Source organism: Arthrobacter sp. Soil782 (genome assembly GCF_001428435.1).
GTDB lineage: Bacteria > Actinomycetota > Actinomycetes > Actinomycetales > Micrococcaceae > Arthrobacter_D > Arthrobacter_D parietis.
Genome location: NZ_LMSO01000003.1, coordinates 1 through 23,769 on the forward strand (window position 1 = coordinate 1; position 23,769 = coordinate 23,769).

Below are 23,769 nucleotides of genomic sequence, written 5' to 3' on the forward strand. Positions count from 1 at the left end.
GCCCGGTCCCATTCCGAACCCGGAAGCTAAGACCCACAGCGCCGATGGTACTGCACCCGAGAGAGTGTGGGAGAGTAGGACACCGCCGGACAACACTTACGGAAAGGCCTCACCATCACGGTGAGGCCTTTCCTGCTTTAAACCCACACCAACAACACCAACTAGAGTTCCACTATGGACAGTCTCTTCTCCCATCGCGATGCCGGCTCCACAGATCGCGAACCAGGTACTAAGCCCGGAGCACTCACTGCAGAGGTGACCGTCCCTCGGACCCTCGACGAGTCATTCGCAGGGTTCACCGACGGTATCCATCTGTGGTGGCCCGTTGATCAGACCCGGTTCGGCGATGGTACCCATCCGGAATTCACCAACGGGGAGCTCTACGAAGAGGATGCCGCGGGCAACTCGGCCTCATGGGCAACCGTGGCAGGAGAGACATCTGGCGGAGAGCTGGAGCTCAGGTGGCATCACCTTGGCAATCCAAATTTGTCGAGTCGTGTCGTGGTCTCCTTCACCGCGGGTCGCGGAAGCACGCAGGTGAGCCTGGTTCATGCCGGGTGGACCGACGGTGAGCTGGGTCAGGAGCAGCGTACTGCTGCGCCTAATTGGGCTGCCGTGATGGCTTCCTATCGACGATTCATGGGTGGGGCTTCGTGACGAATGCGGCTGCGCGCGAAATGTCCGATCAAACCTCCGCCCTCGTGCGGGAGTTGCACCTCGGCGTGCCCAGCTCCCGGGTCCGGACGAGTAGCGGGGTGCTCGAAAAGTATTCGCGGGATCAGGGCCCGGTTACGCAACCGGCTACGCCCGCCGTCGTCGTACTGGCGGAGAGCGTTGAGGAAGTGCAGCACGTTATGCGGTGTGCGCATCTGTTCAAGGTGGCGGTCGTAGCACGAGGAACCGGGACCAGCCTTTCGGGCGGCGCTCACGCGGTGTCCGGGTGCATTCTACTCAGCCTCGAGCGGATGAATCGCATCCTCGAGGTGCGTCCGCAGGATGAGCTTGCCGTTGTGGAGCCGGGGGTCATCAACGCGGACCTGAATCTCGCGGTTGCACCGCACGGCTTGATGTATGCACCCGATCCGGCGAGTCACACAATATCCACACTGGGCGGCAACGTCGCCACCAACGCGGGCGGGCTGCGGTGTGCCAAGTATGGTGTAACCCGGGATTCGGTTCTGGCCCTCGACGTGGTGCTTGCAGACGGCACGCTCATCCATACGGGGCACACCACGTTCAAGGGCGTGGCCGGGTATGACCTGACCGCGCTATTCGTGGGATCTGAAGGTACGCTGGGCATTGTTGTGGGAATCACCGTGCGCCTGAAGTACCTTCCGATCGAAACCCGAACTCTGGCCGCCTTCTTCCCGGACTTTCCAGCAGCGGCCGCAGGCGTTCTCGCCATTGGTGCTGCCCGCGTTCAGCCGGCCATTCTTGAACTTCTTGACGGTAATACCCTGGGCGTCCTGGACGTCGCCTTCCAATCGAACCTTGCGGCCAGGGGCGGAGCCCTGCTGCTCATCCAAACGGACGGCTTTGGAGCTGAAGCGGAATCCGCCGTCGTGCGTGAAGTTCTTACCCATGCAGGGGCGACCGTCGAAGCGGAGGACGGCTCGGAAGCCGCTATACTCCTCGACCTGCGGCGCAACGCGAGAGGCGACGGCGTTGACGATGATTTCCGCGTCGGGGAGGACGTCGCCGTTCCGCGTTCCCAGTTGGTTCACTATGCGGGTGAGCTTGAACGGATGGCCGGTGAACACGGCGTGAGGCTTCGCCTCGTTGCGCACGCGGGAGACGGCAACCTCCACCCCACGTTCTGGGTTCACCGGGACGAGGGGCAGGCAGGAATGCTCAGGCTGCATGCAGCGCTCGATGAGTCGGTGCGCGTTGCCCTGGGGCTGGGTGGAACCATCACCGGCGAGCATGGGGTGGGGCAGTACAAGTTGCGTTGGCTGGCGTGGGAACAGAGTGCTGAGGTGCTGAGCCTACAGCGACAGATCAAAGAGGTGTTTGATCCACTCGGGATACTCAATCCGGGCAAGGCAATTCCCTGATAACACGCCTCCGGAAGCATCGGCTTCCCGCTACCGTTGCTGAACCTTCCAGGCGGATAGACTGAACTAAGCCAGCGCCCTGGAAGAGGCCAGTGGCATCGCACTGAAGAATGGGGACAACACCGTGTCAGACAACACCACCGGTCAACCGGGCAACAATGATGGCCAGGACGACACCAGTCGGTACCCGGCGGGGCAACAGTGGCAGCAGCCCACATCGTCCGACCAGCCTTCGGGACAGCAGCCGTCCGGTTACGGTCAGTCTTATGGCCAGCAATCCGGTCAGTCCTACGGCCAGCAGCCCGTTCAGGGCTATGGTCAGGCGCCCGCTTCACCGTATGGCACACCCGGCGGCTACGGCGGCGGTTACGGTCAACCGACGGAGAACCCCGGAAAGACGCTCGGCATTGTCGGTCTGGTCTGCTCTATCATCATGCCGATCTCACTGGTGGGACTGATCCTTTCGATCGTCGCAATGGTGAAATCGAAGAAGGCAGGAATGAGCAATGGCTTTGCCCTCGCCGGCATCATCATCGGTGCGGTCTTCACGGTGATCGGCATCATTGTCATCATCTTGTTCATTGCTGGCATCGTATTCGCTGGCCAGGCATTCGAGTTTTGCCAAAGCGCGGGCCCGGGCATCCAGGAGTTCCAGGGCCAGGAAATTGACTGCAACCAGTTCCAGATCAACCCTTAACGGATCTGCGCGGAAGCGGCAAGGCTCCCAGTGAAAGCGTCCGCGGTTCCCGGCATATGCCGGGGAACCGCGGACGCTTTCCTATAACTGATGCTGGAAGGACGGCTTAGCTGCCCTCCTGCGCCCCACCGCTGATGATGTCCAGCGTTTTGGTGTCAGCAGTCAGCATGATCGCGGCTTCGTCGCGGCGGTGCCGCAGCACCGAATCAAGGTAGGACTGCACGGCTTCGGCAAGCGGAACGTTTCGGTCCTGCTTCTCGGACATGTACCAGCGGTGCTCCAGCACCTCATGGACCACTTCGGCCGGCTCCAGCTTTCCGCCGAGCTCCCTCGGGACTGCCCGAACGATCGGCTCGAAGACATCATTGAACCACTGGTGTGCGCTGATCTCTTCGTCGAGGCCCGGAGTGTTGTCTGCCCGGTAGGCGTCCAAGTCATTGAGCAGCCGACGGGCCTGGTTCTCCTGGGCGTCGATACCGGTGAGCCGGATAAGGCGACGGCTGTGGTGCCCGGCGTCGACCACTTTGGGCTGCAGCTGGATCTGGGAAGTCTCGGAAACTGTCCGTATGGCGTACTCCTCGACGTCGAAGCCGAGTTCATTCAGACGTCGAATCCTTGCGTTCACCCGCCAGCGCTCACCGAGTTCGAACGACTCCTTGTCGGTGAGCTCGGCCCACAGGCGTCGGTAGCTGTCCATGATGAGCTCGCTCGTAGCCAGCGGGTCCACCTTTTCCTCGATGAGACCGCCCTCTGCCAGGTCCATCAGCTCACCGGCTATGTTCACCCGCGCGATCTCGAGGTCATACTCGCGCTGCCCGGTAGACAATTCCGGATACAGTTCACCGGTCTCAGCGTCCACAAGGTAAGCAGCGAACGCCCCGGCATCGCGCCTGAACAGGGTATTGGAGAGTGATACGTCTCCCCAATAGAAACCGATGAGGTGAAGACGGACAAGGAGCAGCGCCTGGGCATCGATGAGGCGGGTCAGAGTGTCCTTTCGCAGCATCTGTGAGAACAGCGCCCGGTACGGCATGGAGAACTTCAGGTGGCGGGTGACCAGCACCGGGTTCAGGTCCTCGCCGTGACGCGTCTTCCGGCCTGCAATGACGGCAACCGGCTCCACGCACGGAACGTCCAGGCGCTGCAGCTTGCGGAGCATGTGATACTCATGGCGTGCAATATGCTCGCTGGTTTCCTTCACAGCGATGACGGATCCGCCGAGGTGGGCGAATCGCACGATATGCCGTGAGATTCCACGGGGCAGAGCGGCGAGATACTCGGCTGGCCATTCCTCCAGTGCCAGATGCCATGGGAGGTCGAGCAGCTCCGGGTCGGTGGCGGCCGCCGTGATGTTGAGCGATCCCAGCGACCCTTCCCCGAACGCACTCCGGGTCCTGGGCAGTTTGCCGGCCTGATCATAGTCCGTTGGCTCGTGATGCCAGTTGGCTTCGGTCGAATCAGTCATGGTGATTGTGTGTCCTCACGGCGACCTGTATGTCCTAACAACGACGATGGCCCCCGCTGGTTGAGTTTACCGTCAACCAACAGGGGCCACCGCGGAATGTGTATCTAACCGCTAGCGCGTCAGATCGCTACACGTGGTCCGCCAGACGAAGGCCGTCCTTGGTGTCGAACAGGTGCACGTGGCCCTTGACCGGCCGCACATATACGGTGTCTCCCTTCATTGGAGGGCGGCGTCCGTCTACGCGTGCCACGATGTCGTGGTCCTGGCCGTTGAGTGTGGTGTGGCCATAGAGGTAAGCGTCAGCGCCAAGTTCCTCGACGACATCCACCTCAACCTGCAGGCCTTCGCCGGCGCCGACGAGGCCCAGATCTTCGGGACGAACGCCCAGCGTGACTGTACCGCCGTGTGCGGAGCTCAGGACCTCGCGCGCCACCGGATATGTGGTGTCACCAAACTTCACGCCGTCCTCCGAGGTCGGCAGCTCCAGCAGGTTCATGGCGGGGGAGCCGATGAAGCCGGCAACGAAGACGTTCTTCGGGCGCTCGTAGAGGTTACGGGGGGTGTCCACCTGCTGAAGGATGCCGTCCTTCAGCACCGCGACGCGGTCGCCCATGGTCATGGCCTCGACCTGGTCGTGGGTCACGTACACGGTGGTGACACCGAGGCGGCGGGTGAGCGAGGCGATCTGCGTACGGGTCTGCACACGGAGCTTCGCATCGAGGTTGGACAGCGGCTCATCCATGAGGAAGACCTGCGGGTTACGGACGATCGCACGACCCATGGCAACACGCTGGCGCTGGCCACCGGAGAGAGCTTTCGGCTTGCGGTCGAGGTAGTCCTCGAGGTCGAGGAGCTTTGCGGCTTCCCGGACACGCTGTGCGCGCTCTTCTTTGGAGATGCCGGCGATTTTGAGTGCAAAGCCCATGTTGTCGGCCACGGACATGTGGGGGTACAGCGCGTAGTTCTGGAAGACCATCGCGATATCACGGTCTTTCGGGGGAACATCGGTGACGTCACGGTCACCGATGAGGATGCGGCCGGAGTTGACGTCTTCCAGGCCGGCCAGCATGCGGAGGGAAGTGGACTTTCCGCAACCGGAGGGCCCGACGAGAACGAGGAATTCGCCGTCTGCGATCTCGATGTTGAGCTTGTCCACTGCGGGCTTTTCGGTGCCCGGGTACAGGCGCGTAGCCTGGTCAAACGTTACCGTTGCCATTTTCTCTTATCCTTTTCACGGGCAGGTACGTGCCCGACGATCCGTTGTGAATGGAAATATTCAGTTGGCGTGATCAGGACGGAGGCCGGAGTTGACCCACCGTGAACTGCGTCACAAGGAAAAGTATGGCACGGGTCAGGTAGAGACGCCAGCACGACGCAACCTGACCAGCTCCTGAAGGACCTCAACGAGTTGCTCCGGTGAAGTGATGCGGTACTGCGCAGCGCTCTCTCCGGCACCGACCTTGAGCCCGACATCGGGTGCCCGAAGCGTCTTCAGCGCGTGTTCGTCCGTGACGTCGTCACCGGCAAACACTACTGCGGTTGCCGCGGTGAGTTCACGAAGAGACTGCAGACCCCTACCCTTGTCCGCCTGCACCACGGAGAGTTCCAGGACGTTCTTGCCGTTGCTCAGGTGGACGCCGTCCAGCGATGACAACGCGGCACGCGCCGCAGTTGCGGCCGACTGCGCTGTCTCTGCGTCTGCCGTCCGCATATGCAGCACGACGCCGGCTGGTTTCAGTTCCAGCAGCGTACCGGGGTGGGCATCGACCACCTGTTGGACGGCGCCGGTCGCGTGGCGCAGGATTTCCACCTGCGAGGGCGTCAGTTCAAGGGGTGCACCACCGGGGCCGGTCCACGCCTCAGCGCCGTGACTGCCGATGAGTAGTGTTTCCGGCTCTGGAGAGGCGACCAGACGGAGGCTGTCCAGAGCGCGTCCGGAGATGAGCGCCGTCGTCGTCCTTGGCAGTTGCGCCAGTTCGCGCAATGCTGCCGCCGATCCGGGCAGAGCACGGGCGTCTTCCGCGCGGTCAACCAGCGGGGACATGGTGCCGTCGAAATCGAGCGCAACCAGCAGCTTCTCCGTCGCGGCCGCCGTCGCGAGAGCGGCAAGCAATTCCGGGCTGAGTGAATCAGACAAGGAGATCCTCCCGTGCGCCTTTCTGCAGTTCTGAGAGGAAGGCCTTCGACCAGCGCTCCACGTCATTCTGCAGTACTTGACGGCGCATGGTGCGCATCCGGCGGGTTGCCTCGGAGGCGCTCATGTCGAGGGCGCCGCGGATGGCGCTCTTGAGACCGTCGATGTCATGCGGGTTGACCAGGATTGCCTGCCGGAGCGTGTCAGCTGCTCCTGCGAACTCGCTCAGGACCAGCGCTCCGCGGTTTCCCGTACGGGCTGCGACATACTCCTTCGCCACGAGGTTCATACCGTCGCGAAGCGCTGTCACGAGCATGACGTCGGCAGCCAGGTAGAGAGCCACCATTTCCTCCACCGGATAGCTGTGGTGGAGGTAGCGGATAGCAGTGTTCTTGATGGTGTCGTAAGTGCCGTTGATACGCCCGACGGCACCCTCCACCTCTTCACGCAGGAGCCTGTACTGCTCCACCCGTTCACGGCTGGGGCTGGCGACCTGGATGAGGGCGGCGTCCTCGACCTGGATCAGGCCGTCGGCGAGTAGTTCCTCGTAGGCCTTCAGGCGGTGGCCGATGCCCTTGGTGTAGTCCAGCCGGTCAACTCCGAGCAGGATGTGCCGGGGGTTACCGAGCTCGCGACGGATCTCCTGGGACCGCTCGATGATGTCGGGGCGGTTCGCGAGGTCGACGATGCGCTGGACATCGATGGAAATGGGGAATGCCTCGGCCCGTGAGACGTAGTCCGGCGATCCATCCTCGCCCTTCACCTGTACCTGCTGCTGACGGACCGCGAACCCCAGGAATCTGCGCACGCAGCGCAGGAAGTTGCTGGCGTCGCTCGGTCGCTGGAACCCGATCAGGTCAGCACCGAGCAGGCCCTCGATGACCTGGCGCCGCCACGGCAGCTGCGCGTAGATTTCGAGCGGAGGAAACGGAATGTGGTTGAAGAAACCGATCTTCAGATCAGGACGGGCCTCGCGCAACAGCTTGGGAACGAGCTGAAGCTGGTAGTCCTGGACCCAGATGGTGGCGCCTTCGGCTGCGACGGCCGCAGTCTCCGCTGCGAAGCGCTCGTTGACCTTGCGGTAGGAATCCCACCAGTGGCGGTGGAATTCGGGCGGGGCGATGACGTCGTGGTAGAGCGGCCAGAGGGTCGCGTTGGAGAAGCCTTCATAATAGAACTCGACTTCCTCCGCGCTCAGCGGAACGGGAACCAGCCGGATATCGCTGTGGTCGAAGGATTCAAGTGCCTCGTCCGCGGCGCCGTGCCATCCTACCCATGCGCCGTCGGCCTTCTCCATCACAGGAGCCAGTGCGGTGACCAGACCGCCGGGTGAGCGCCGCCAGGAGCCGTTGCCGTCGTCGTCGTTCACACGGTCAACCGGGAGCCGGTTGGACACCACAATGAATTCGAACTCACCGTACGGTGTGTCCCCTGATTGCATACTGTCTCCTCTGACGATCGTAGGCCTACTGACGACTTTAGCCGGTTGGGTGGGCAGGGGGAGCGGACAGCTGCATCGCCTAAAATGGTGGAACGCATAACCGAGTGAGCAATGAGGACTGATGACTTCCAGCAACCCCAGACCGAGCAAGGCACAACGGAAGTCAGAGTCGCGGGAGCAGGCACGGCGGGTGGTGGAGGAGCGGGAGCGCCGTGAGAAGCGTGCATCATTCCTCATCAAGTGGGGCGTTGTTACCGCTGTCGTTGCCATCCTTGTGATCATCGGGTTGATCGTTGCCGGGAACATTCGAAACCAGGTTCCGGATGCCGGTCCGGCGCCTGCGCATGGCAATGAGTACGGCGGTATTACTCTGACCTCAACAACGGAGCTGGCAACAACGTCCATTGAAACGGTCGACGTCGCGTCTCTCCCTGATGAAGCCCCGAACGCAGCGGATCCTCCGCCCGGCGTCGAGGCGTCTGCTGCTGACCAGCCTGTACAGGTTGTGGCGTACGTCGACGTGAACTGCGTGCACTGCGCCAACTTCGAGCAAACGCATGCCGAGCAAATTCAGACCTGGCTGGATGAGGGCTCCATCACGTTCGAGTACCGGAATGTGGCATACCTGGATCCCAATTCGCAGACGGAATACTCGTCCCGCGGTGCTGCGGCGCTTGCCTGTGTAGCGGACACCTCGCCACGGGCCTACTGGGACTTCTCTGCAGCCTTGTTCGGCAACTTCGAGAACGGCGAGCTCTCCGACAGGGAACTCGCCGAGATGGCAGCGACGGCCGGGGCCGGCGACATCTCCGCATGCCTGGAGGAAGACACCTTCCGGCCATGGGTGAAGTTCGGCACCCAGGCAGCAGAGACTTATGGCATCAGCGGGACTCCAACGGTTTTCGTGGACGGTGAAGAAGTGCCGGATGCGGTATCCGACTTCGCCACGGTCACTCAGGAGAAGATTGAAGCGAAGAACTGAGGATCTCTGAGGTCCGGCTGATTTCCCGCCGACGGCGGCGCTGGGCTAACCTTGTCTAGCGCTGTTGAAGTTGGATGACGACGACGGCGCCCGCTGGCTCAGCCAGTCCGCCTCCTTAGCTCAGTTGGCCAGAGCACCGCTCTTGTAAAGCGGGGGTCGTCGGTTCGAATCCGACAGGGGGCTCCATTGAACCCCTCTGACTAGGCAAAACACCAGTAGGAGGGGTTTTGTCATGAGGTTCAACTTGTTCGGGGGACGTTTAAGGAACGTTTTGGCCTGCGCCAGTGCGGTTAGGGTTTTCCCCGGCGCCGCACACATGGTGCCTATGAACGAAAACATGACGCAGCATGAGTCTGCAGTAGTGAAAGTCCTCACCAGAAACGACGTCGCCAGGATCCTCGGGGTGGCACCGAAAACGCTCGCCAATTGGCACTCCTCGGGGATCGGTCCGCCCGCGATGCGACTTCATGGCCTCGTGCGCTACGACGAAGCGCAGTTCCTGGCACGCGGCAAGGGGTGCTTGGGTGATGCATCCTCTGAGCAAAGTCTTCAGAGCTCTTGCAAGCGGCCGACGGGGGCACGGGGAAATCGATCCGGCTGTCTACGCATGTTTACTTGTATGAGCCTTTCCACAGACAACAAGCCGGGTGACCCGGAGCGTCACTTCGCCCGTCGTCTCTCATATAAGCTACCTGCGGGGAATGCAACTGGGCGCTCCCGTCGCCCGTCGCACCGGGCTCCCATCACTAGGACGACCATGAGCCGACCGCGCCTGTCTAGCGCTGCAGTCACCGCAACCATTTCAGCCCTGCTAACCTCCACCCTCTTCGCGATGCCGGCGTCGGCAGAGGAAATGCCCGAGCCGAAGGTGGACAACACCGTCCGCACGGCACCGGAGCAGCAGCCGACGGACCGCTTCATTGTGAAGTTCAAGGAGACAGCCGGTGCGTCGTCGGCAGCCCGCGGTAAAGCGTTCGGGGTGGCAGCAAAGGACCTTGGGGTCAGCGTCAAGGAGCTTCGGACTATCAGTACCGGCGCCAACGTTGTGCAGACCGGCGCGGAGCTGAACGCAGACCAGGCGGACGAGTTCATCGCCGACCTCGAAGCGAACCCTGCCGTCGAATACGCCGAGGTGGATACCCTGGCGTCAGCCCTGGCGGCCGCTCCGAACGACCCGTTCTACAACTACCAGTGGCATTACACCCAGGTCCCTCACGGCCTGGACATCCAGCCAGCCTGGGACACCTCGACGGGCGCTGGCGTCGTCGTGGCCGTCATTGATTCCGGCATCGTCTCCCACGATGACCTGGACGCGAACATCCTCCCCGGCTACGACATGATGTCAGACCCCGCCATGGCTCGTGACGGCGGCGGCCGCGACTCCAACCCGCGCGACGAAGGAACCTACGGCGACGGCATCAACTGTGCCGCCGATAGATCCTCCTGGCATGGCTCCCATGTGGCCGGAACCATTGCGGCCGCCACCAACAACGGTGAAGGCATCGCCGGGGTAGCACCATCGGCCAAGGTCATCCCGATCCGGGCGCTGGGCCGCTGCGGCAGCGGCTACATCTCCGACATCATCGACGGCATCACCTGGGCTTCCGGCGGTACGGTGGCGAACGTACCGGCGAACGCGAACCCGGCCAAGGTCATCAACCTGAGCCTCGGCGGGAAGAGTGCCTGCTCGATCAGCTACCAGAACGCGATCAACGCGGCAGTCTCCCGCGGCAGCGTCGTGATCGCGGCTGCAGGCAACGCAGCCGAGGACACAGACTTCTACTCACCGGCCAGCTGCAACAACGTCATCACCGTAGGCGCAACCGGACCCACCGGCGATGCGGCGTACTACTCCAACTGGGGCACCCCGGTCGATGTGAGCGCACCCGGCGGAGACGACCAGTACGGCGGCGAAGGGACGGTCCTGTCCACCGTCAACGCCGGCAGCCAGACACCCATCGACGGCGAAGGCTCCTACGCCTTCATGCAGGGCACCTCGATGGCGACGCCCCACGTCGCAGGTCTGGCAGCCCTCATGGTCTCGGCCAACCCGTCGCTGACACCAGCCAAGATTGAAGAACTCCTGAAGGGCACCACCAAGCCGGTCAACAGCTGTTGGTACCCCTGCGGCACCGGTATCGTGAACGCGCCGGCAGCAGTGGCAGCAGCCGTGCTCGGCGAAATTCCTCCGGCACCGGCGCCCATTGAGCCGGTAACGGCGGGCGAGCTGTACATCGACGGGGTATTCCAGGTCGGTGAAACCTTGACGGCACGCGCGGAAAATTGGGGTCCGGCTCCTGTCGCGATGAGTTACCAGTGGTTCGTCGGCGGTGCCAGCCTTCCTGCCTCGACAAGCGACCGGTACACCCTGCAGCCAGCCGATCTGGGCAAGAACATCCGCATCGTCGCAACCGGCGCCAAGGAAGGGTATGAGTCCGACACGAGAAGCGTGACGACTTTCGAAACAGTGCGTCCGGGCACCCTCACCGCGCCGGCACCGACAATCAGCGGCACCAGCGCCGTCGGTGAAACCCTGACCGTGGCAGCAGGGGCGTGGGCCCCGGCACCGGTCACCCTCACGTACCAGTGGCTGAGAAACGGTGCAGCAATCAGCGGGGCTACAGCGGTAAACTACCCGCTTGTGGCAGCCGATCTGGGGGCGGCGATCACCGTGAAGGTCACCGGAACCAAGACCGGTTACGCCACTGCGACGGCTGCCAGCGCACCCACCGCAGCCGTCGCAGAAGGAAACCTCACCGCTCCCATCCCAACCATCAGCGGCACCGCGAAGGTCGGGGAGGAACTGACGGCGACACCGGGCACCTGGCCGAGAGGCACCACGCTGAGCTACCAGTGGATGCGAAGCGGCCAACCGATCGACGGCGCAACTGCACAGACCTACCTACTCGGCGCCGACGACCTCGCGAAGATGATCGCCGTCAGGGTGACCGGCTCGAAGGCTGGCCACGGCACGGCGACGGCGACTTCCGAGTACACCAGCGGCATCGCTTGGGGAACACTAAATGGGCCGGTTCCGACAATCTCCGGAACCGCGAAGGTCGGAGAAACCGTTGCGGTTACTACTGGTACTTGGACCGAGGGCGCTGAACTTTTCCTTCAGTGGACCCGCGACGGAGTAGACATCCATGGGGCGACTGTTGCCAGCTACACACTGAAGCCTGAGGATGCGGGCACTCGAATTGGGGTTTGGGTTATTGCTCGGAAATCGGGCTATGTGACAAGTTCCAAACAAGGATTCCTGGCCTCGCCCGTCTCTAGGAACGCGTCGAACGACTTCAACGGCGACGGGACGACCGACGTCCTGGCCCGCGATACGGCAGGCAAGCTGTGGCTCTACAAGGGCAACGGCAAGGGCGGATGGCTCGGACGCGTCCAGGTCGGCTCCGGCTGGCAGGGCTTCACGGCGATCCTGACGCCCGGTGACTTCAACGGCGACGGAAACCCTGACGTCATCGGCCGCGACTCCCGCGGCGGCTTCCACCTCTACCCAGGCAACGGCCAAGGGGGTTGGAAGACCCGGGTGACCATTGGTTCCGGGTGGCAGGGCTTCACCGATCTGACCACTCCGGGTGACTTCAGCGGCGACGGCAACGTTGACGTGATGGCTCGCTCGACAACCGGCGCGCTGTACCTGTACAAGGGCAACGGCAAGGGCGGCTGGCTCGGCAAAACCACGATCGGCTCCGGCTGGAACGGCTTCAACGCCATCCTTGGTTCGGGTGACTTCAACGGGGACGGCAACTCCGACGTGATGGCCTGGGACTCCCGCGGTGCACTCTCCCTCTACAAAGGCAACGGCAAGGGCAGTTGGCTCGGCAAAGCGTCCATAGGCTCCGGCTGGCAGGGCTTCACCGCCCTCGTCACCCCCGGCGACTTCAACGGCGACGGCAACGTCGATGTCCTGGCCCGCGACAAGGCCGGCGCACTGTGGCTCTACAAGGGCAACGGTAAGGGCGGCTGGCTCGGCCGTGTTCAGGCCGGAAGCGGCTGGAACATCATGAACAGCCTGTCCTAGCAATCACCTGGAAGGCCGCCACCTGGAAACGGGTGGCGGCCTTTCTTGTACCGTCGGTGGTGATGGTCTTTCCGACTCCGCACACATGTCTTCCATGTCATCTTCGAAATCACCCGTCCGCAGATTCCCACGCACAGACGGCGAGCAGGAGCCGCTGCTTGCGGGTCTGGAAGCCAAGTATCAAAACCAGGGACTGCGTTTTGACACGGGCTTCTACGGATCTGTCCCGGTCCAATCGGGTGGGCGCATTGGCCGGCGCTACTTCTACTTCCGTTCCCGGCACGACTGCGCGGCGCTGACCATCGGTTACCCGGACCGAAGGGCGATGGCGGGGCGTGACAAGCGCAGCCGCCTCAAGCACCGCCGGGCCCTCCGGCGCGAGAAGTACGAACGTGGGTCATTCGACCACGTATTGGCTGAGATGCTCATGTACAAAAAACAGGAAAGCTTCCTGTCCCGGCACCCTTCGAACGAAGTCGCCTACGCCTCGATCTCCGGTGTGACCGGCGACCCGTACGCGGGAACGCTCACAACGGAGAGAGCAGTCGAGTTGTTCGAGCAGCTGCTGGCAGGTCTCAAGCCGGTCGACCTCAGGATGCGGAGCTTCCGCAACGGCCGGAAGGTATTCCAGCGGTCCTCAACGATCCCGATGCCAGAGCATTCGGTGGTCATCGTGAAGCCGTCCAAACGGAGACGCTGACCGGCCCTTCCGCACACATGGTGTCCAGACAACCAGCAAGGGAGAGCCATGCGTGCAGCAGTCATCACCACCGATCCGTCCGAACCGATCCGGGTCGAGGAGATCAGTGAGGACGTCGAATCGCTCTACAAGGCCGTCGGAAGCGACTTCCAGATCATCAGCATCCGCGGCCTGAACGCGTTGATGATCCTCGCTGAGGACGGCAAGCTGCGCGACTTCGAGCTGAACCGCCGTGCATCTAATCTCGCCTGGTGGTTCGAGTCCATCAGCAGCGGCGACTACATCGCCGGCAACATCCTCCTCACCGGCGGCTACACCGAAAACGGCGAGCTGGCCGACCTGTCCGATGCCAGCATCACGGCCATCAACGAGCTGCTGGAAGAACTTCCCGAAGGAAATGGATCCGCGGCATAGGCAGCTAACTGCCCAAAAGGAGCCGATCACCGCGGGGCTACCAGCGGACGTCGACGTGGAGTGGCGCGCAAAAGTCGGAAAGCCAGGCGCGGTCTGGGTCCAGCTCAAACACACGGGCGAATCGTATGTCTATCTCGAGGTCAGCGTCGGTGACGCGGTCGCCGAAAAAGACGAACGCGCGGTCGGTGTTGCACCGGTGACTCATCCACACAATTCCGTCGAAGCCTGCCGCATGGGCGGCCTCAGCCCAAGCCACTGTCTCTCCATAGCTGGAGGCAGGGGTGGCGGTCACATCTGTTTCTTCCACTTTGAGTGCACGTAGCCCAGTGCCCATGAAGGAGGCGAGGTTCAGGTCTCGCCCTGCGATCAGCCGGGCCATGACCTTGTCGCCGTAGTCGTCATGGTTGAGCATCCCGCCGTCTATCGGCACGTCGTGCAGCAGAGTCTCGCACACGGCCGCTTCCTCGGTTTGGGCGGCGTAGAGGACGGGCACTTTGGGGTCCCCGAAAAAAGCAAACCGTGTCCGGCGGCCAGCCCCGGGATTGAAAGCGTTCGCTGGTCGGCCGGATCGGTTGCTGAAAACCCGGTAGAGCTGTTCGCCGGCGGTGAGGGTGAAGCTCAGCGGCTCGAAGGCGCCCTTCGGGCCGGTTACCACTCGACTCCGTAGTGGTTCTCAGCCGCCTCAAGAACCCGCTCGGGATGGATCAAATGGTCGACGGGCCGGTCTCCGTCGAGTTGTCCGGTGGGAGCGCACAGCCATTGGGTCAAACCCTCCGGAGTTTTGTCGTATTTCTCGGCGACCTTCAGCAGCTCGGGAATGACCGGCAGGACTTGCCCCTCCGCGCGGGCGAACTGGAATCCCGGATAGACGAAAGCGTTGCGGCGGCGGACCCCGATCAGCTTCCCGGCACGCCGCTTGTCCGTTGCATATCCGGTCGGGTTGCTGGAGCGCGAGCCGAGGAGCCCGGCGACTTCAACGCCGGTGAGGAAGCCGAATTCGGCTTCGATTTCCCGCCAGGCATTCTCCGTTGCCTGGACACCGCGGGCCATCTGCGGGGAGACCGGAACCTTCACCGCTGATATGGCCGCGCCCAGGGCAGCCATGCTGCGGTGCATGTTGACGACGGCTTGTTCCGCCTCTGCGGAAAGCCGCTCGGGAAGTGCAGTGCTCATCACAATCTCCCATCGTTTCCTTAGTTCAAGTGTAACTCTGGAAAGACTGGAAGGTAAGGGATGGGGCAACTAGGCTTGCCCTATGAGCGTCCTGTCCGACCTGCTGAACGATTCCAACGTCGAGCAGCTGTCCGCCCGCCGGATCACCGCCATCGCCGCGGCGAAGGACGTGAAAGTTTCCAATACTTCCATTTCCAAGTACCTGCGGGCTGTGCTACATCGAACATCTTGGCGCGGATGTGTGACAGCGCCGCACACAAACCAGTGTGACCAGTTCTCAGCCCCGCCAGCCGCCCGGAATACCTGCTGGCGGACAGTTCGCCAGCACCTCGCACGCGGAGGCTCCTGTGGCGCTTTCCGGGGCTAGCATGGAGCCTGTGAGCGATTATCGGGTGTGCCATCAGGCGCCCAGCAATGACGGCTACAGCAGCTCCCTGGATAAGCTCGCTGACGCGTTCGGTGACGACGTCTACGAGCATCCCGAGTATCACGGTGAAGCCGATGAGGAGACCCTCCGGCAGCTGCAGGCAGCCCGCGGAAACCCGGACGCCACGGTGCGCATCTAACGGGCTCTGCCTCCAGGTATCGGGGCCATCAACCCGGCCGACTGGGTCACCCTGTCCGAGGCCTATGCGCGCGAGCACGCCATCCAGGAAGACCAGTAAGACGACTGGCCGATCATCACCGCCGACGTGCCGGCGCGCTTGATCTTCACCGACGGGAACGACCTGTCCGAGTACGGCTACGACGGGCCGGCCTTGACCGGTCTCGAGGATGCAGCGCCTATCAAGGACATGTGGTCGGACCGGGACGTCCACTACCACGCGGCGAACCGGTCACTCCTGGACGGCACAGCACGAGCCAAGCTTGCAGCCGACTTCGAGGACTCAGGGCTCGACTACGAGCAGCTGGCGGAGAAGGTTGGCCACGACGCTCGGACTGCCCGGAAAGTGGTGAGCGGGAAGACAACCTTGGCCGTCTACACAGTCGCCGCATACTTCCGGGCCCTCGGACATTCGCCCTCCGATGAGGACCGGGCCGCGCACGGTGCGGACTACGAGATCATCACCCGGCTACGGGCGTCGTAGGGGCGCTGGCAGCCACTCGTGGGTCGGTCGGTTGGTCAGAAGTCATCCGTAGCGTTCGAACTCGATACCGACTTGATGTGAATATTCCGGGTGAGCCGGATGACGGGCCGGATCAGCAATTCCACTGACCCTGCCAGGAACATCCAGGTCCCCGCGGTGGTAGTGCTCTCGTTGAAGAAGAGGATGCTGCCTACGATGAACCAGAGAGCGATCATCACATCGTTGAGGATTGAGAGGATCTCATACCTGTTGTGGAGGATGAGCTCCTTGTGTCCAAGATTCAGGTCTAGATCATTGCCCATTTGGGAATCCTTTCAAAAATCCAGCGCGCACCAAACTTAGTGCAGTCTTCGGCGGTTGCTTCGAACTCCTCGCCGTTGTCGAGGCAGACGATCAGCTTGGGCGGGAACCGGGCGCTCATAATTGGCGGTGGGATCAGTCATGAGCCTCATGTGTGGCGCAGCGGGAAACAGTGCCCGGCACCGCTGACATGTTGGTCGTCTCGCAGCCACAATGGTTCGAGGAGATGCCGGGACGCTGGCGAGATCCTCCTGAAAAGGCGGGGCCCGGTTTCCCCGGCCGAGGCCCCGCCGTCTCACTTCTCCAGCATTCCAAGGAAACAACAAGCCCGGTCGCGCATCTTTGACGCAGGAGCAGCTGCCAGTACGAGGGCGAGAGCTCCTTTGCCGGCCGGGGCCGCCCACCCCCAGGACCGCCCCGCCCCGCTCACTTCATTCGGGGGTCTTCCGGCTTCATATCCTGATGCTCGGATGGGTAACCGTAGAGTCCGGACTGCACGCCACCAGAGTCGACGATTGGTCCAGCAACGTCCCTCTTGGCTCCGCTCCCGCCCCGGCGGGCTAGGACCACAATGAGCCGGGTGACGACTCCGGCAACGAGGAGAATGAGTATCACGAAACCGATCACCGCTCCGATAGCGGGGGAATCGGATGCGACTGCAACCATGCTTTGCTTCATCAGGACTACTCCTTGCCGACCGGTTCGATCAAATGTGGCCCGTCGTTGCGGACGTTGCCGACCGCTTTGTCCACGACGCGGGGAAGCAGGTGCGGTTCCGGAATGGTTTCCAGCAGCTGGCGCACCTCGTCCTTGTCATCCAAGGCCGGGTTCAGCCAGTCTCCGCGCAGATCCGGCGGCACTATGACGGGCGTTCGATCGTGGATATGTCCCAACGCGTCAGTTGCAGTGCGTGTAAGGATGGTCGCCGTCACCAGCCACTTCTCCGGGTCATCCTCGTCCAGTTCCGGGTTGGGCCAGAACTCGTACAGGGCCGCGAAACCCAGTAGCTCGTTCTCGTCCTCTGGATGCAGGTAGATCGGCGTCTTGGATCCGTCAGGATCCTTGAGCCACTCGTAGAACCCGTCAGCAGGAACGATTGCGCGGCGCTTCACGGCGGCCTTCCGGAACGACGGCTTCTCCAGGACTGTCTCACTACGGGCATTGATCAACCGTGCCCCGCCCTTGGGATCCTTACTCCAGGACGGCACCAGACCCCACCGGGCGGTCTCGAGCCGCCGTGTCACGCTGTCGGCTGTGTCTTCTCCAGAGCCGGCTTTCTCGGTGATGATCGGTATGTCCGTCATCGGTGCCACATTCCAGGAGCGGCGTAACTCGGCCGGGGCTTCCTGGATCTCGAAGGAGTTGACCAGGTCTGCTTTGTTCCCTGCCACCACGAAGCGTCCGCACATGGCATCGATTCTGCCCTACGGTGTCGGTAGTTCAAGGTTCCCTCGAGTAAGTCTCACGTCTGGACGAAGGCGGTTGACTGCTCCTTTGTCAGTGCCAGATGCTGTTATCAACTGCATCACAGCAGGATTATTTTGGGGCGGATATGGGAACAATCAAATGCAAGACCTGTCCTGGCACATGGACAGTCTCCACACCGAAGACCGAGAAGGTCATCGCCGAGAACCACACTCACCGTGTGGAAGGAGCAGGACGAAGCATCTTGACTGAGGCGGTCGGGTTCACTGGCGTCGCGCGGCGGTAGAGTTCGCCACCGCCCAGACCAGGCACAGCAGGACGAGTTGACCGGCAGCGATGAGTTGCGCGGTCCGCGACCACTGCAGGCCATCCACGAAGAGCGTTACAGCCAGGAACTCAACGGCGGACAGGGCGAGGGCGGCAACGCCGACCGCGGCGAATCCGACCTGCCCAAGATGCCGGTCCCGTTCGTCCTGATACTTCATCGCATTGACCCTGGCGACATCTTCGGGCTGGAGATGCCGTGCGTATGCCGCCGCTGCGAGCACCACGAGGGCCAGTACGCCGAGTAGTCCTGCTTCCACCCAGTGCCCGGTGAACGCTATGACGGCTGCCCCGAGCAGTAGGATCCCAACGAGCACAGCGTTCGCGATCGAGGCTGTGGTTCGGCTTCTATTCTGCGTCGACATCAAATATTTCCTCCACTGGTTTGTCGAAGTGTTGCGCCAGGTGTACCGCGAGACGCAAAGACGGCTCGTAGCGCCCCGTTTCGATCGAGTTGATCGTCTGTCGGGACACTCCCAGCTGCGCAGCTAATGCCTCCTGAGATTGTCCGTTGGCCTGCCGCAGCTCACGTATCTGGCTTTTCACGATGACAAGCCTGCTTGACACTGCGGCTTGATGTCAAGCACGCTTGTCGACAAGCCGACTTTCCATTTCGCCGGCCGTTGCCGGCCACATTCCCTACAGACCAGGAGGTAGACCCGTGCTCGATGCACTCCAGAACTTCACCGAGTCCATGCCTTCCTATCTGCAATGGCTCGGGGTGATAGTAGCCGGAGCCATTCCCTTCATTGAGTCCTATTTCGGTGCTGTCATCGGCGTGATGGCAGGGATGAATACCGCAACTGCCATTGCGGCCGCCGTCACGGGCAACATCGCCACGATGCTTGCCATGGTGCTCGGAGCGCACACGGTGCGATCCCGGTTCGGAAGGCCAGCTGCCGAAGCGTCTCCGAAACGGCGCCGACTGCGGGAAGCGTTCGACAAGTACGGCATCGCCGGCGTGAGCCTGCTCGGTCAGACGATCCTGCCCAGCCAGATCACCTCGGCCGCCCTCGTCTCGTTTGGGGCGCCCAAGAACAAGGTGATCTTCTGGCAACTCATTTCGATCATCCTGTGGGGAACCGCTTTCGGACTTCTGGCCGCTGTTGGCGTCGATCTCATCGTGGACGATCAGGCATGAGCCCACATCCGGTAACCGGGTACCCGGCGTGCAAACGCACCGGATGATGGCCTTGACGAATCATTCCGGCTACGGGCATCGTAGAAGGGCCGCTGCCGAGAGCACGGCATTGAGCACCAGGGCGCCGGGGAAGCTTCGCGGACGCATTGATGCGGACCGCGAGGACCTCGAGTCACCCCCGCCTGCACGAGAATTACTGATCACCGTCTGACCGCACGGCGAGCTCAACCGAAGGCCCCTGCCATGCTCAGACCACTCGACTCAGCGAACTTTCCGTCCACAATGGGCCTGCGCCTTAGTGAGTCGGCGCCTCCCGGACCTACCCGGGACAAAGAAACCCTCAGACTGGTGTCGCTGGAAAACACCCGGTCCCTCCTGGTACAGACCGTGTTCGAAGCCCTTTCCGCGTGCCAGAAGAAGAACACCAGCATTACCCAATTACTGCTCAGCGCGGCAGTACGGGACCTCGACGACATGGACCGGATGCTCTTCGAACTCCGCCACAACATCGCGGACCGCAGCCTTCCGCCAGCTGCTTCGGATACGGTCAGCAGCGGGCTCAGCCCCACCCAGAACTGAGTGACCTGCTCCTGAGCAGGCACCCACTCGGAACACCGTGAAGAATCGAACACTTTGAAGAACCAAGCCTTGTGCCGGCGCTGATTGGTAGGCTGGATCAACGACGGCGTTGGGGGAGCTATGCAGAAGTACAGCAAGTTGTTCGTCTTGGGTGGCGCGCTTTTCATTGCAGGGTTTCTCCTGCTGGCACCCGGGATCTCAGAGTATTCGACGGCAACCGTGAGGGACACCGGCGTCCACGGATCAACATGGTTTTTCCTGGCCGCTGGTGGGGTGACTGTACTGGCCAGCGCCGTGCTGGTCATCCGCGGCCTCCTCCTGAAGCGCTCGTACATGAATACGGTGCAGACCTGGGACTCCCGGCAAGAGCCTGAGGCAGCAAGTGCACGTCCGTCGATGTTCGGGGATCGGCCGGCCTGGATGGACAGGCCGGCGAACCACATGGGCGACAACTACGGCCAGAAGCGAAAGTGAGCGCGTGAACACGGCGCACGTCGAAGCAGCCGTTGAGCAGCCCCGCCGCATCCGCCGCTCCACGATCCTCTTCCTGGGCGTCATCGCGGTACCGGTTCTGCTGGGGCTGGCACTGAACAGCTACGGTCCGCTGACGGTCGACAGCGCGCTGCGCATGGCGGCCGCCACCGTGGCAGGGCAGACGATTGCCATCCTCAGCGCCGTCACAGCCGTCATCCTCACCATCAAGCGGCGCTACCCGGCCCGGTCCGTCATAGCGATGGTGATTTTCGCTGCGGTAGTCATCATCTACGCGTTCACGGGCATGAGTGTTGCAGGGGGATTGCTCGTCGACCGGCTTAATCTGCTCGCCGACCTCGAGCAGGCCAACCCGTAGCAAACCGTCGGTGCGGGTGCTTTGATCTGCAGCACAGCACGATGCCATCCGTTGGGCGGACGCGGCGCTGGCATAAGCTTCGGCTATGCCGGAACAAGCCACACCGCCGCCGGAGCGCCGAGAAGGTGCTAGGGCTGGTACAGGATTTCGCCGTTCCAGTCTCCTCGGTCGTCTCAGTTACCGTCTCCGACGATCCTTTCGCGTCGGTCACCGGCCTTCGGGCCCCGGGGTTCGCCCTGCCCGCCCGTGCGCGGATCGGCACGTGGAGGTCGGCCGGGCGGCGGACTCTGACCGCAGTGGCGAAGAACGAAGCAGGTATTGTGGTCAGGCTCCGCGACGAGAAGTTTTCTACGCTGGCACTCAGCATTGAGGCGGCGTCAGATCTCGCCGAAGCGCTGATTTCCGCATCTTCGCAGGCGATCCTTACCGAGACCGAGGTGACGATCGACGCCGACGATGTACGGCTCTCGGGAACGTATACGCACGCCGGTGAGCATCCCGTGGCGCAGGTGCTGCTGCTGCCGGGGTCCGGTGAGGTCAACCGCGATGCGGACCACCGCAGGATCCCTCTCGGTGTCAGTCGTGATCTCGCCCACGCCCTTGCTGCCAAAGGGATCGCGTCCCTGCGCTATGACAAGAGGGGAGTGGGTCGGTCCTCAGGCTCCTACCTCCACGCCGGGCTCTCGGACAATCAGGCCGACGCCGCCGCTGCACTGACCTGGCTGCAGCAGTCGGCCCCCGCCTCGGCTGTGCCGGTCTTCCTTATCGGCCACAGCGAAGGAGCGATGATCGCGGAACTTCTTGCCGCCGATCATGACCAGCTCGCGGGCGTCGTCCTGCTCGCAGCACCAGGGACCACAGGGGAGGAAACGATGGCCTGGCAGACCAAGCAGCTCGCCCGGGCGCTTCCCCCCGTCGCCGGCGCGCTCATCAAACTGCTGCGAATCGACATCACAAAACAGCAGAGGAAGTCCGTCGCGAAACTTCGCGCCAGCGACACCGACACCGTCCGGATGCAGGGAAGGATGATCAACGCGAGGTGGCAGCGCGAACTGCTCGACTTCAACCCTGCCACGGTGCTGCCGCGCATCACCGCTCCCGTCCTGGCCATCACCGGAGGTAAAGACCTCCAGGTGAACCCGGATGACCTCGAGATCATCCGCGAGCAGGTCGCCGGTCCGGTGGAACTCCAGCGACCGGCCGACCTCACCCACCTGTTGCGCTCAGACCCGAATCCGGCAAGCTTCGCCAGCTACAAGAAACTCATGCGCAAACCCACCGACGCACTCACGGTCGACCTGGTCACCGAGTGGGTCGCGGCACACGCAACCACCCGCGTCTGACTGTCGACCCGCCTGCCCGCAGCCCGTCCCGCAGGACCTTTCAGGTGGTCGGTGGGCGCCTGAGACAGGCTGTGGGCAGCCGGGTGCGGTCCAAGGGGCGCCTCAGTCGGCGAGGAGGACAACCCTGCCGTGCAGCTCACCTGCGTGGTGGCGGGCATGCACCCGCGCAAGATCGCCCATGGGAAGCCGCGCCGAGATGCCGAGGTCGAAGCCCCCGGAGTCGATAATCGACGCGATCCTCGACAGGTCGTTCCCGGAGCTGTACGCGACCATGTTCTTCGTCGTCACCCCTGCACGAAGCTCAAGGGATCCCGTCACGGAAGTCGTCGCAGAGACGATCCTGCCGCCCGGGCGCACCAGGGCGGCCGCTGCAGCCAACTGGTCCTGCGACACCTCCGCGAAAACCAGGAGCACGTCAACAGGTCCAGGCAAATCCAGGCTCTCACCGGCCACGAACACGGCGTCCGCACCCACCTCACGTGCCCGGTCCGCGCTCCTCCTGCTCGTCACAGCGCTCACCGTCGCCCCAGCGTGCTTGCACAGCTGCACGGCAAAAGAGCCGACGCCACCTCCGGCACCTAGGACCATGACGTGATCACCCGCGGCCACGAGGGCGTGCTCGTAGATCGCTTGGAAGGCTGTAAGGCCCGCGGTAGGTATCGCGGCTGCATCCACCAGCGGCACCGTTTCGGGCACCGGGGCCGCATCTGCTTCGCTGACGAGAACATACCGGGCGGTACCTCCGGAATCCCGCGTCCCTAAATACGCCATGACGGCCGTCCCAGGCGGCCATTCCTGTGCCTCTCGACCTCCTCGAAGCACTGTTCCCGAAACCTCAATGCCCGGTGTGTCACAACGGCTCACTTTTCAACCGTCACCGACAGCCGAGACGACGTTGCTGGCGAGCAGTCGACGTTTATGTGGACGTTTATCGGGGAATCCTAGGGAATCGAGGGGATTCACAAGGTAAAGTGACAGCACTATCAACACTGTTTTCCCTAGTCAGTGGGCGAAATCGGGTCCTGACAGGAACCAGCGGGAACCGCGAACATGTAGAGCGGGGGTCGTCGGTTCGAATCCGACAGGGGGCTCCAACAGTTCAGCTTGGAATTCAGTGCAACCTGGACAAAACGGTGCAGGGTATTCCGCTCTATTGTGACCGGACTACTCGACATACTGTCCGCTTTGCTCCCCAGGGATCGAGATACTTCCGCTAATCGCTCGTGCATCGTTCTGCGCTTGCTCCTGTTTCGCGGTGACTATGGTGCCCGGCAGATGGCCGGCCGCTGCAATCATTGCGCGCAGTTCAGTGACGGTGTACGGGGTGGGGAACCTGCGGTGCGCCATGTAGTGACAGTTCGGGCAAAGGGGTACGAGGTCGACGATCGGGTCGATCTCATAATCTGGCCGAAGACTTGCAGCAGGCACTGTGTGATGGACATAGCTGAAACCTGCGGCCGGCGGCCCATACGTAGCCTCGAAGTCAAAGCCGCATGCGTGACAGCTGGACCCGTAATGAGCAATTGATTGGGTCCCGGTTAGCAGTCCAGTGGCTATGCGATAGCTAGTTGATTTTTCTGCGTCCAGGTGTCCCAGTATTGTTTCGGCGTCATGCCGTCGAGG

At 62.6% G+C, this 23,769-nt stretch carries 26 protein-coding genes, 1 tRNA gene, 1 rRNA gene and 1 pseudogene; 16 read left to right on the top strand and 13 right to left on the bottom strand.

What is annotated here, in order from left to right:
* The 4 genes from rrf to ASH00_RS07460 all read left to right on the top strand — a co-directional run.
* Positions 1 to 91, top strand: a 5S ribosomal RNA gene (gene rrf, locus ASH00_RS07445); the annotation flags it as partial.
* An 83-nt stretch (positions 92 to 174) separates the two neighbouring features.
* Complete coding sequence (locus tag ASH00_RS07450) at positions 175 to 657, top strand: hypothetical protein (protein ID WP_056546907.1); 483 nt, start codon at positions 175 to 177, stop codon at positions 655 to 657.
* A gap of 20 nt (positions 658 to 677) precedes the next feature.
* Entirely contained in the window at positions 678 to 2,054 is a 1,377-nt protein-coding gene (locus ASH00_RS07455) for an FAD-binding oxidoreductase (RefSeq protein WP_056546969.1), read from the top strand.
* A 124-nt stretch (positions 2,055 to 2,178) separates the two neighbouring features.
* Positions 2,179 to 2,751, top strand: coding sequence for a DUF4190 domain-containing protein (locus ASH00_RS07460; RefSeq protein ID WP_056546911.1), 573 nt, complete (start codon positions 2,179 to 2,181; stop codon positions 2,749 to 2,751).
* A 106-nt stretch (positions 2,752 to 2,857) separates the two neighbouring features.
* Here the strand turns inward: ASH00_RS07460 and ASH00_RS07465 are convergent, their stop codons facing one another.
* The 4 genes from ASH00_RS07465 to otsA form a co-directional block, all read right to left on the bottom strand.
* Positions 2,858 to 4,216 (bottom strand): DUF4032 domain-containing protein, encoded by a 1,359-nt coding sequence (locus ASH00_RS07465; protein ID WP_056546914.1) that lies wholly within the window; start codon positions 4,214 to 4,216, stop codon positions 2,858 to 2,860.
* 127 nt (positions 4,217 to 4,343) lie between these two features.
* The gene (locus ASH00_RS07470; RefSeq protein ID WP_056546917.1) at positions 4,344 to 5,432 is read right to left on the bottom strand and encodes an ABC transporter ATP-binding protein; all 1,089 of its coding nucleotides are present in this window, start codon (positions 5,430 to 5,432) and stop codon (positions 4,344 to 4,346) included.
* 135 nt (positions 5,433 to 5,567) lie between these two features.
* The gene (gene otsB, locus ASH00_RS07475; protein WP_235563223.1) at positions 5,568 to 6,353 is read right to left on the bottom strand and encodes a trehalose-phosphatase; all 786 of its coding nucleotides are present in this window, start codon (positions 6,351 to 6,353) and stop codon (positions 5,568 to 5,570) included.
* On the bottom strand, positions 6,346 to 7,791 hold the full coding sequence (gene otsA, locus ASH00_RS07480; RefSeq protein WP_056546920.1) for an alpha,alpha-trehalose-phosphate synthase (UDP-forming): 1,446 nt from the start codon (positions 7,789 to 7,791) through the stop codon (positions 6,346 to 6,348). The genes otsB and otsA overlap by 8 nt, the downstream gene beginning before the upstream one ends.
* A gap of 121 nt (positions 7,792 to 7,912) precedes the next feature.
* Here otsA and ASH00_RS07485 point away from each other — a divergent pair, with 121 nt between their 5' ends.
* From ASH00_RS07485 to ASH00_RS07505, 5 genes are all read left to right on the top strand, one after another.
* Positions 7,913 to 8,773: a DsbA family protein gene (locus ASH00_RS07485; protein ID WP_056546923.1), complete on the top strand. Its 861-nt coding sequence runs from the start codon at positions 7,913 to 7,915 to the stop codon at positions 8,771 to 8,773.
* A 109-nt stretch (positions 8,774 to 8,882) separates the two neighbouring features.
* A tRNA-Thr gene (locus ASH00_RS07490) sits at positions 8,883 to 8,959 on the top strand.
* Positions 8,960 to 9,530: 571 nt separating this feature from the next.
* Positions 9,531 to 12,809: a S8 family serine peptidase gene (locus ASH00_RS07495; protein WP_056546927.1), complete on the top strand. Its 3,279-nt coding sequence runs from the start codon at positions 9,531 to 9,533 to the stop codon at positions 12,807 to 12,809.
* 94 nt (positions 12,810 to 12,903) lie between these two features.
* Entirely contained in the window at positions 12,904 to 13,509 is a 606-nt protein-coding gene (locus ASH00_RS07500) for a hypothetical protein (protein WP_056546929.1), read from the top strand.
* Positions 13,510 to 13,557: 48 nt separating this feature from the next.
* Positions 13,558 to 13,923: a DUF3846 domain-containing protein gene (locus tag ASH00_RS07505; RefSeq protein ID WP_056546932.1), complete on the top strand. Its 366-nt coding sequence runs from the start codon at positions 13,558 to 13,560 to the stop codon at positions 13,921 to 13,923.
* 37 nt (positions 13,924 to 13,960) lie between these two features.
* Here ASH00_RS07505 and ASH00_RS07510 read toward each other — a convergent pair whose 3' ends face one another.
* Both ASH00_RS07510 and ASH00_RS07515 read right to left on the bottom strand, forming a co-directional pair.
* Complete coding sequence (locus ASH00_RS07510; protein ID WP_056546935.1) at positions 13,961 to 14,578, bottom strand: RES family NAD+ phosphorylase; 618 nt, start codon at positions 14,576 to 14,578, stop codon at positions 13,961 to 13,963.
* Positions 14,572 to 15,096, bottom strand: a complete 525-nt coding sequence (locus ASH00_RS07515) for a hypothetical protein (protein ID WP_056546936.1) — start codon at positions 15,094 to 15,096, stop codon at positions 14,572 to 14,574. Before ASH00_RS07515 ends, ASH00_RS07510 begins: the two co-directional genes overlap by 7 nt.
* Positions 15,097 to 15,473: 377 nt before the next feature.
* On the opposite strand from ASH00_RS07515, the gene ASH00_RS16865 reads away from it, so the two are divergent.
* A complete protein-coding gene (locus ASH00_RS16865; protein ID WP_200954771.1) occupies positions 15,474 to 15,662 on the top strand; it encodes a hypothetical protein in 189 nt (62 codons plus the stop codon).
* 126 nt (positions 15,663 to 15,788) lie between these two features.
* Positions 15,789 to 16,184, top strand: a complete 396-nt coding sequence (locus ASH00_RS16870; RefSeq protein WP_200954772.1) for a hypothetical protein — start codon at positions 15,789 to 15,791, stop codon at positions 16,182 to 16,184.
* 35 nt (positions 16,185 to 16,219) lie between these two features.
* Here the strand turns inward: ASH00_RS16870 and ASH00_RS07530 are convergent, their stop codons facing one another.
* The 5 genes from ASH00_RS07530 to ASH00_RS07550 all read right to left on the bottom strand — a co-directional run bounded on the left by ASH00_RS07530 (position 16,220) and on the right by ASH00_RS07550 (position 18,779).
* Positions 16,220 to 16,486 (bottom strand): YrhK family protein, encoded by a 267-nt coding sequence (locus ASH00_RS07530; protein ID WP_056546941.1) that lies wholly within the window; start codon positions 16,484 to 16,486, stop codon positions 16,220 to 16,222.
* A gap of 424 nt (positions 16,487 to 16,910) precedes the next feature.
* On the bottom strand, positions 16,911 to 17,162 hold the full coding sequence (locus ASH00_RS07535) for a hypothetical protein (protein ID WP_056546943.1): 252 nt from the start codon (positions 17,160 to 17,162) through the stop codon (positions 16,911 to 16,913).
* Between the two features lie 5 nt (positions 17,163 to 17,167).
* On the bottom strand, positions 17,168 to 17,893 hold the full coding sequence (locus ASH00_RS07540; protein ID WP_056546946.1) for an SOS response-associated peptidase: 726 nt from the start codon (positions 17,891 to 17,893) through the stop codon (positions 17,168 to 17,170).
* Between the two features lie 279 nt (positions 17,894 to 18,172).
* Positions 18,173 to 18,598 (bottom strand): hypothetical protein, encoded by a 426-nt coding sequence (locus tag ASH00_RS07545; protein WP_056546948.1) that lies wholly within the window; start codon positions 18,596 to 18,598, stop codon positions 18,173 to 18,175.
* Positions 18,582 to 18,779 (bottom strand): helix-turn-helix transcriptional regulator, encoded by a 198-nt coding sequence (locus ASH00_RS07550; RefSeq protein ID WP_056546974.1) that lies wholly within the window; start codon positions 18,777 to 18,779, stop codon positions 18,582 to 18,584. Before ASH00_RS07550 ends, ASH00_RS07545 begins: the two co-directional genes overlap by 17 nt.
* A gap of 115 nt (positions 18,780 to 18,894) precedes the next feature.
* On the opposite strand from ASH00_RS07550, the gene ASH00_RS07555 reads away from it, so the two are divergent.
* The 5 genes from ASH00_RS07555 (at position 18,895) to ASH00_RS07575 (ending at position 22,146) form a co-directional block, all read left to right on the top strand.
* Positions 18,895 to 19,374 carry a hypothetical protein gene (locus ASH00_RS07555; protein ID WP_056546950.1) on the top strand — a complete coding sequence of 160 codons (480 nt, stop codon included), beginning with the start codon at positions 18,895 to 18,897 and terminating at the stop codon, positions 19,372 to 19,374.
* A gap of 243 nt (positions 19,375 to 19,617) precedes the next feature.
* Positions 19,618 to 19,953, top strand: coding sequence for a hypothetical protein (locus tag ASH00_RS07560; protein WP_157359050.1), 336 nt, complete (start codon positions 19,618 to 19,620; stop codon positions 19,951 to 19,953).
* 120 nt (positions 19,954 to 20,073) lie between these two features.
* The gene (locus tag ASH00_RS07565; RefSeq protein WP_056546956.1) at positions 20,074 to 20,427 is read left to right on the top strand and encodes a hypothetical protein; all 354 of its coding nucleotides are present in this window, start codon (positions 20,074 to 20,076) and stop codon (positions 20,425 to 20,427) included.
* Between the two features lie 4 nt (positions 20,428 to 20,431).
* Positions 20,432 to 20,803, top strand: coding sequence for a hypothetical protein (locus ASH00_RS07570; protein ID WP_056546959.1), 372 nt, complete (start codon positions 20,432 to 20,434; stop codon positions 20,801 to 20,803).
* A 296-nt stretch (positions 20,804 to 21,099) separates the two neighbouring features.
* Positions 21,100 to 22,146 (top strand): alpha/beta hydrolase, encoded by a 1,047-nt coding sequence (locus ASH00_RS07575; protein WP_162252847.1) that lies wholly within the window; start codon positions 21,100 to 21,102, stop codon positions 22,144 to 22,146.
* Positions 22,147 to 22,248: 102 nt separating this feature from the next.
* Here the strand turns inward: ASH00_RS07575 and ASH00_RS07580 are convergent, their stop codons facing one another.
* Positions 22,249 to 22,917, bottom strand: coding sequence for a zinc-binding dehydrogenase (locus ASH00_RS07580; protein WP_056546966.1), 669 nt, complete (start codon positions 22,915 to 22,917; stop codon positions 22,249 to 22,251).
* Between the two features lie 393 nt (positions 22,918 to 23,310).
* Positions 23,311 to 23,769, bottom strand: a pseudogene (locus tag ASH00_RS16405) (HNH endonuclease); the annotation flags it as partial.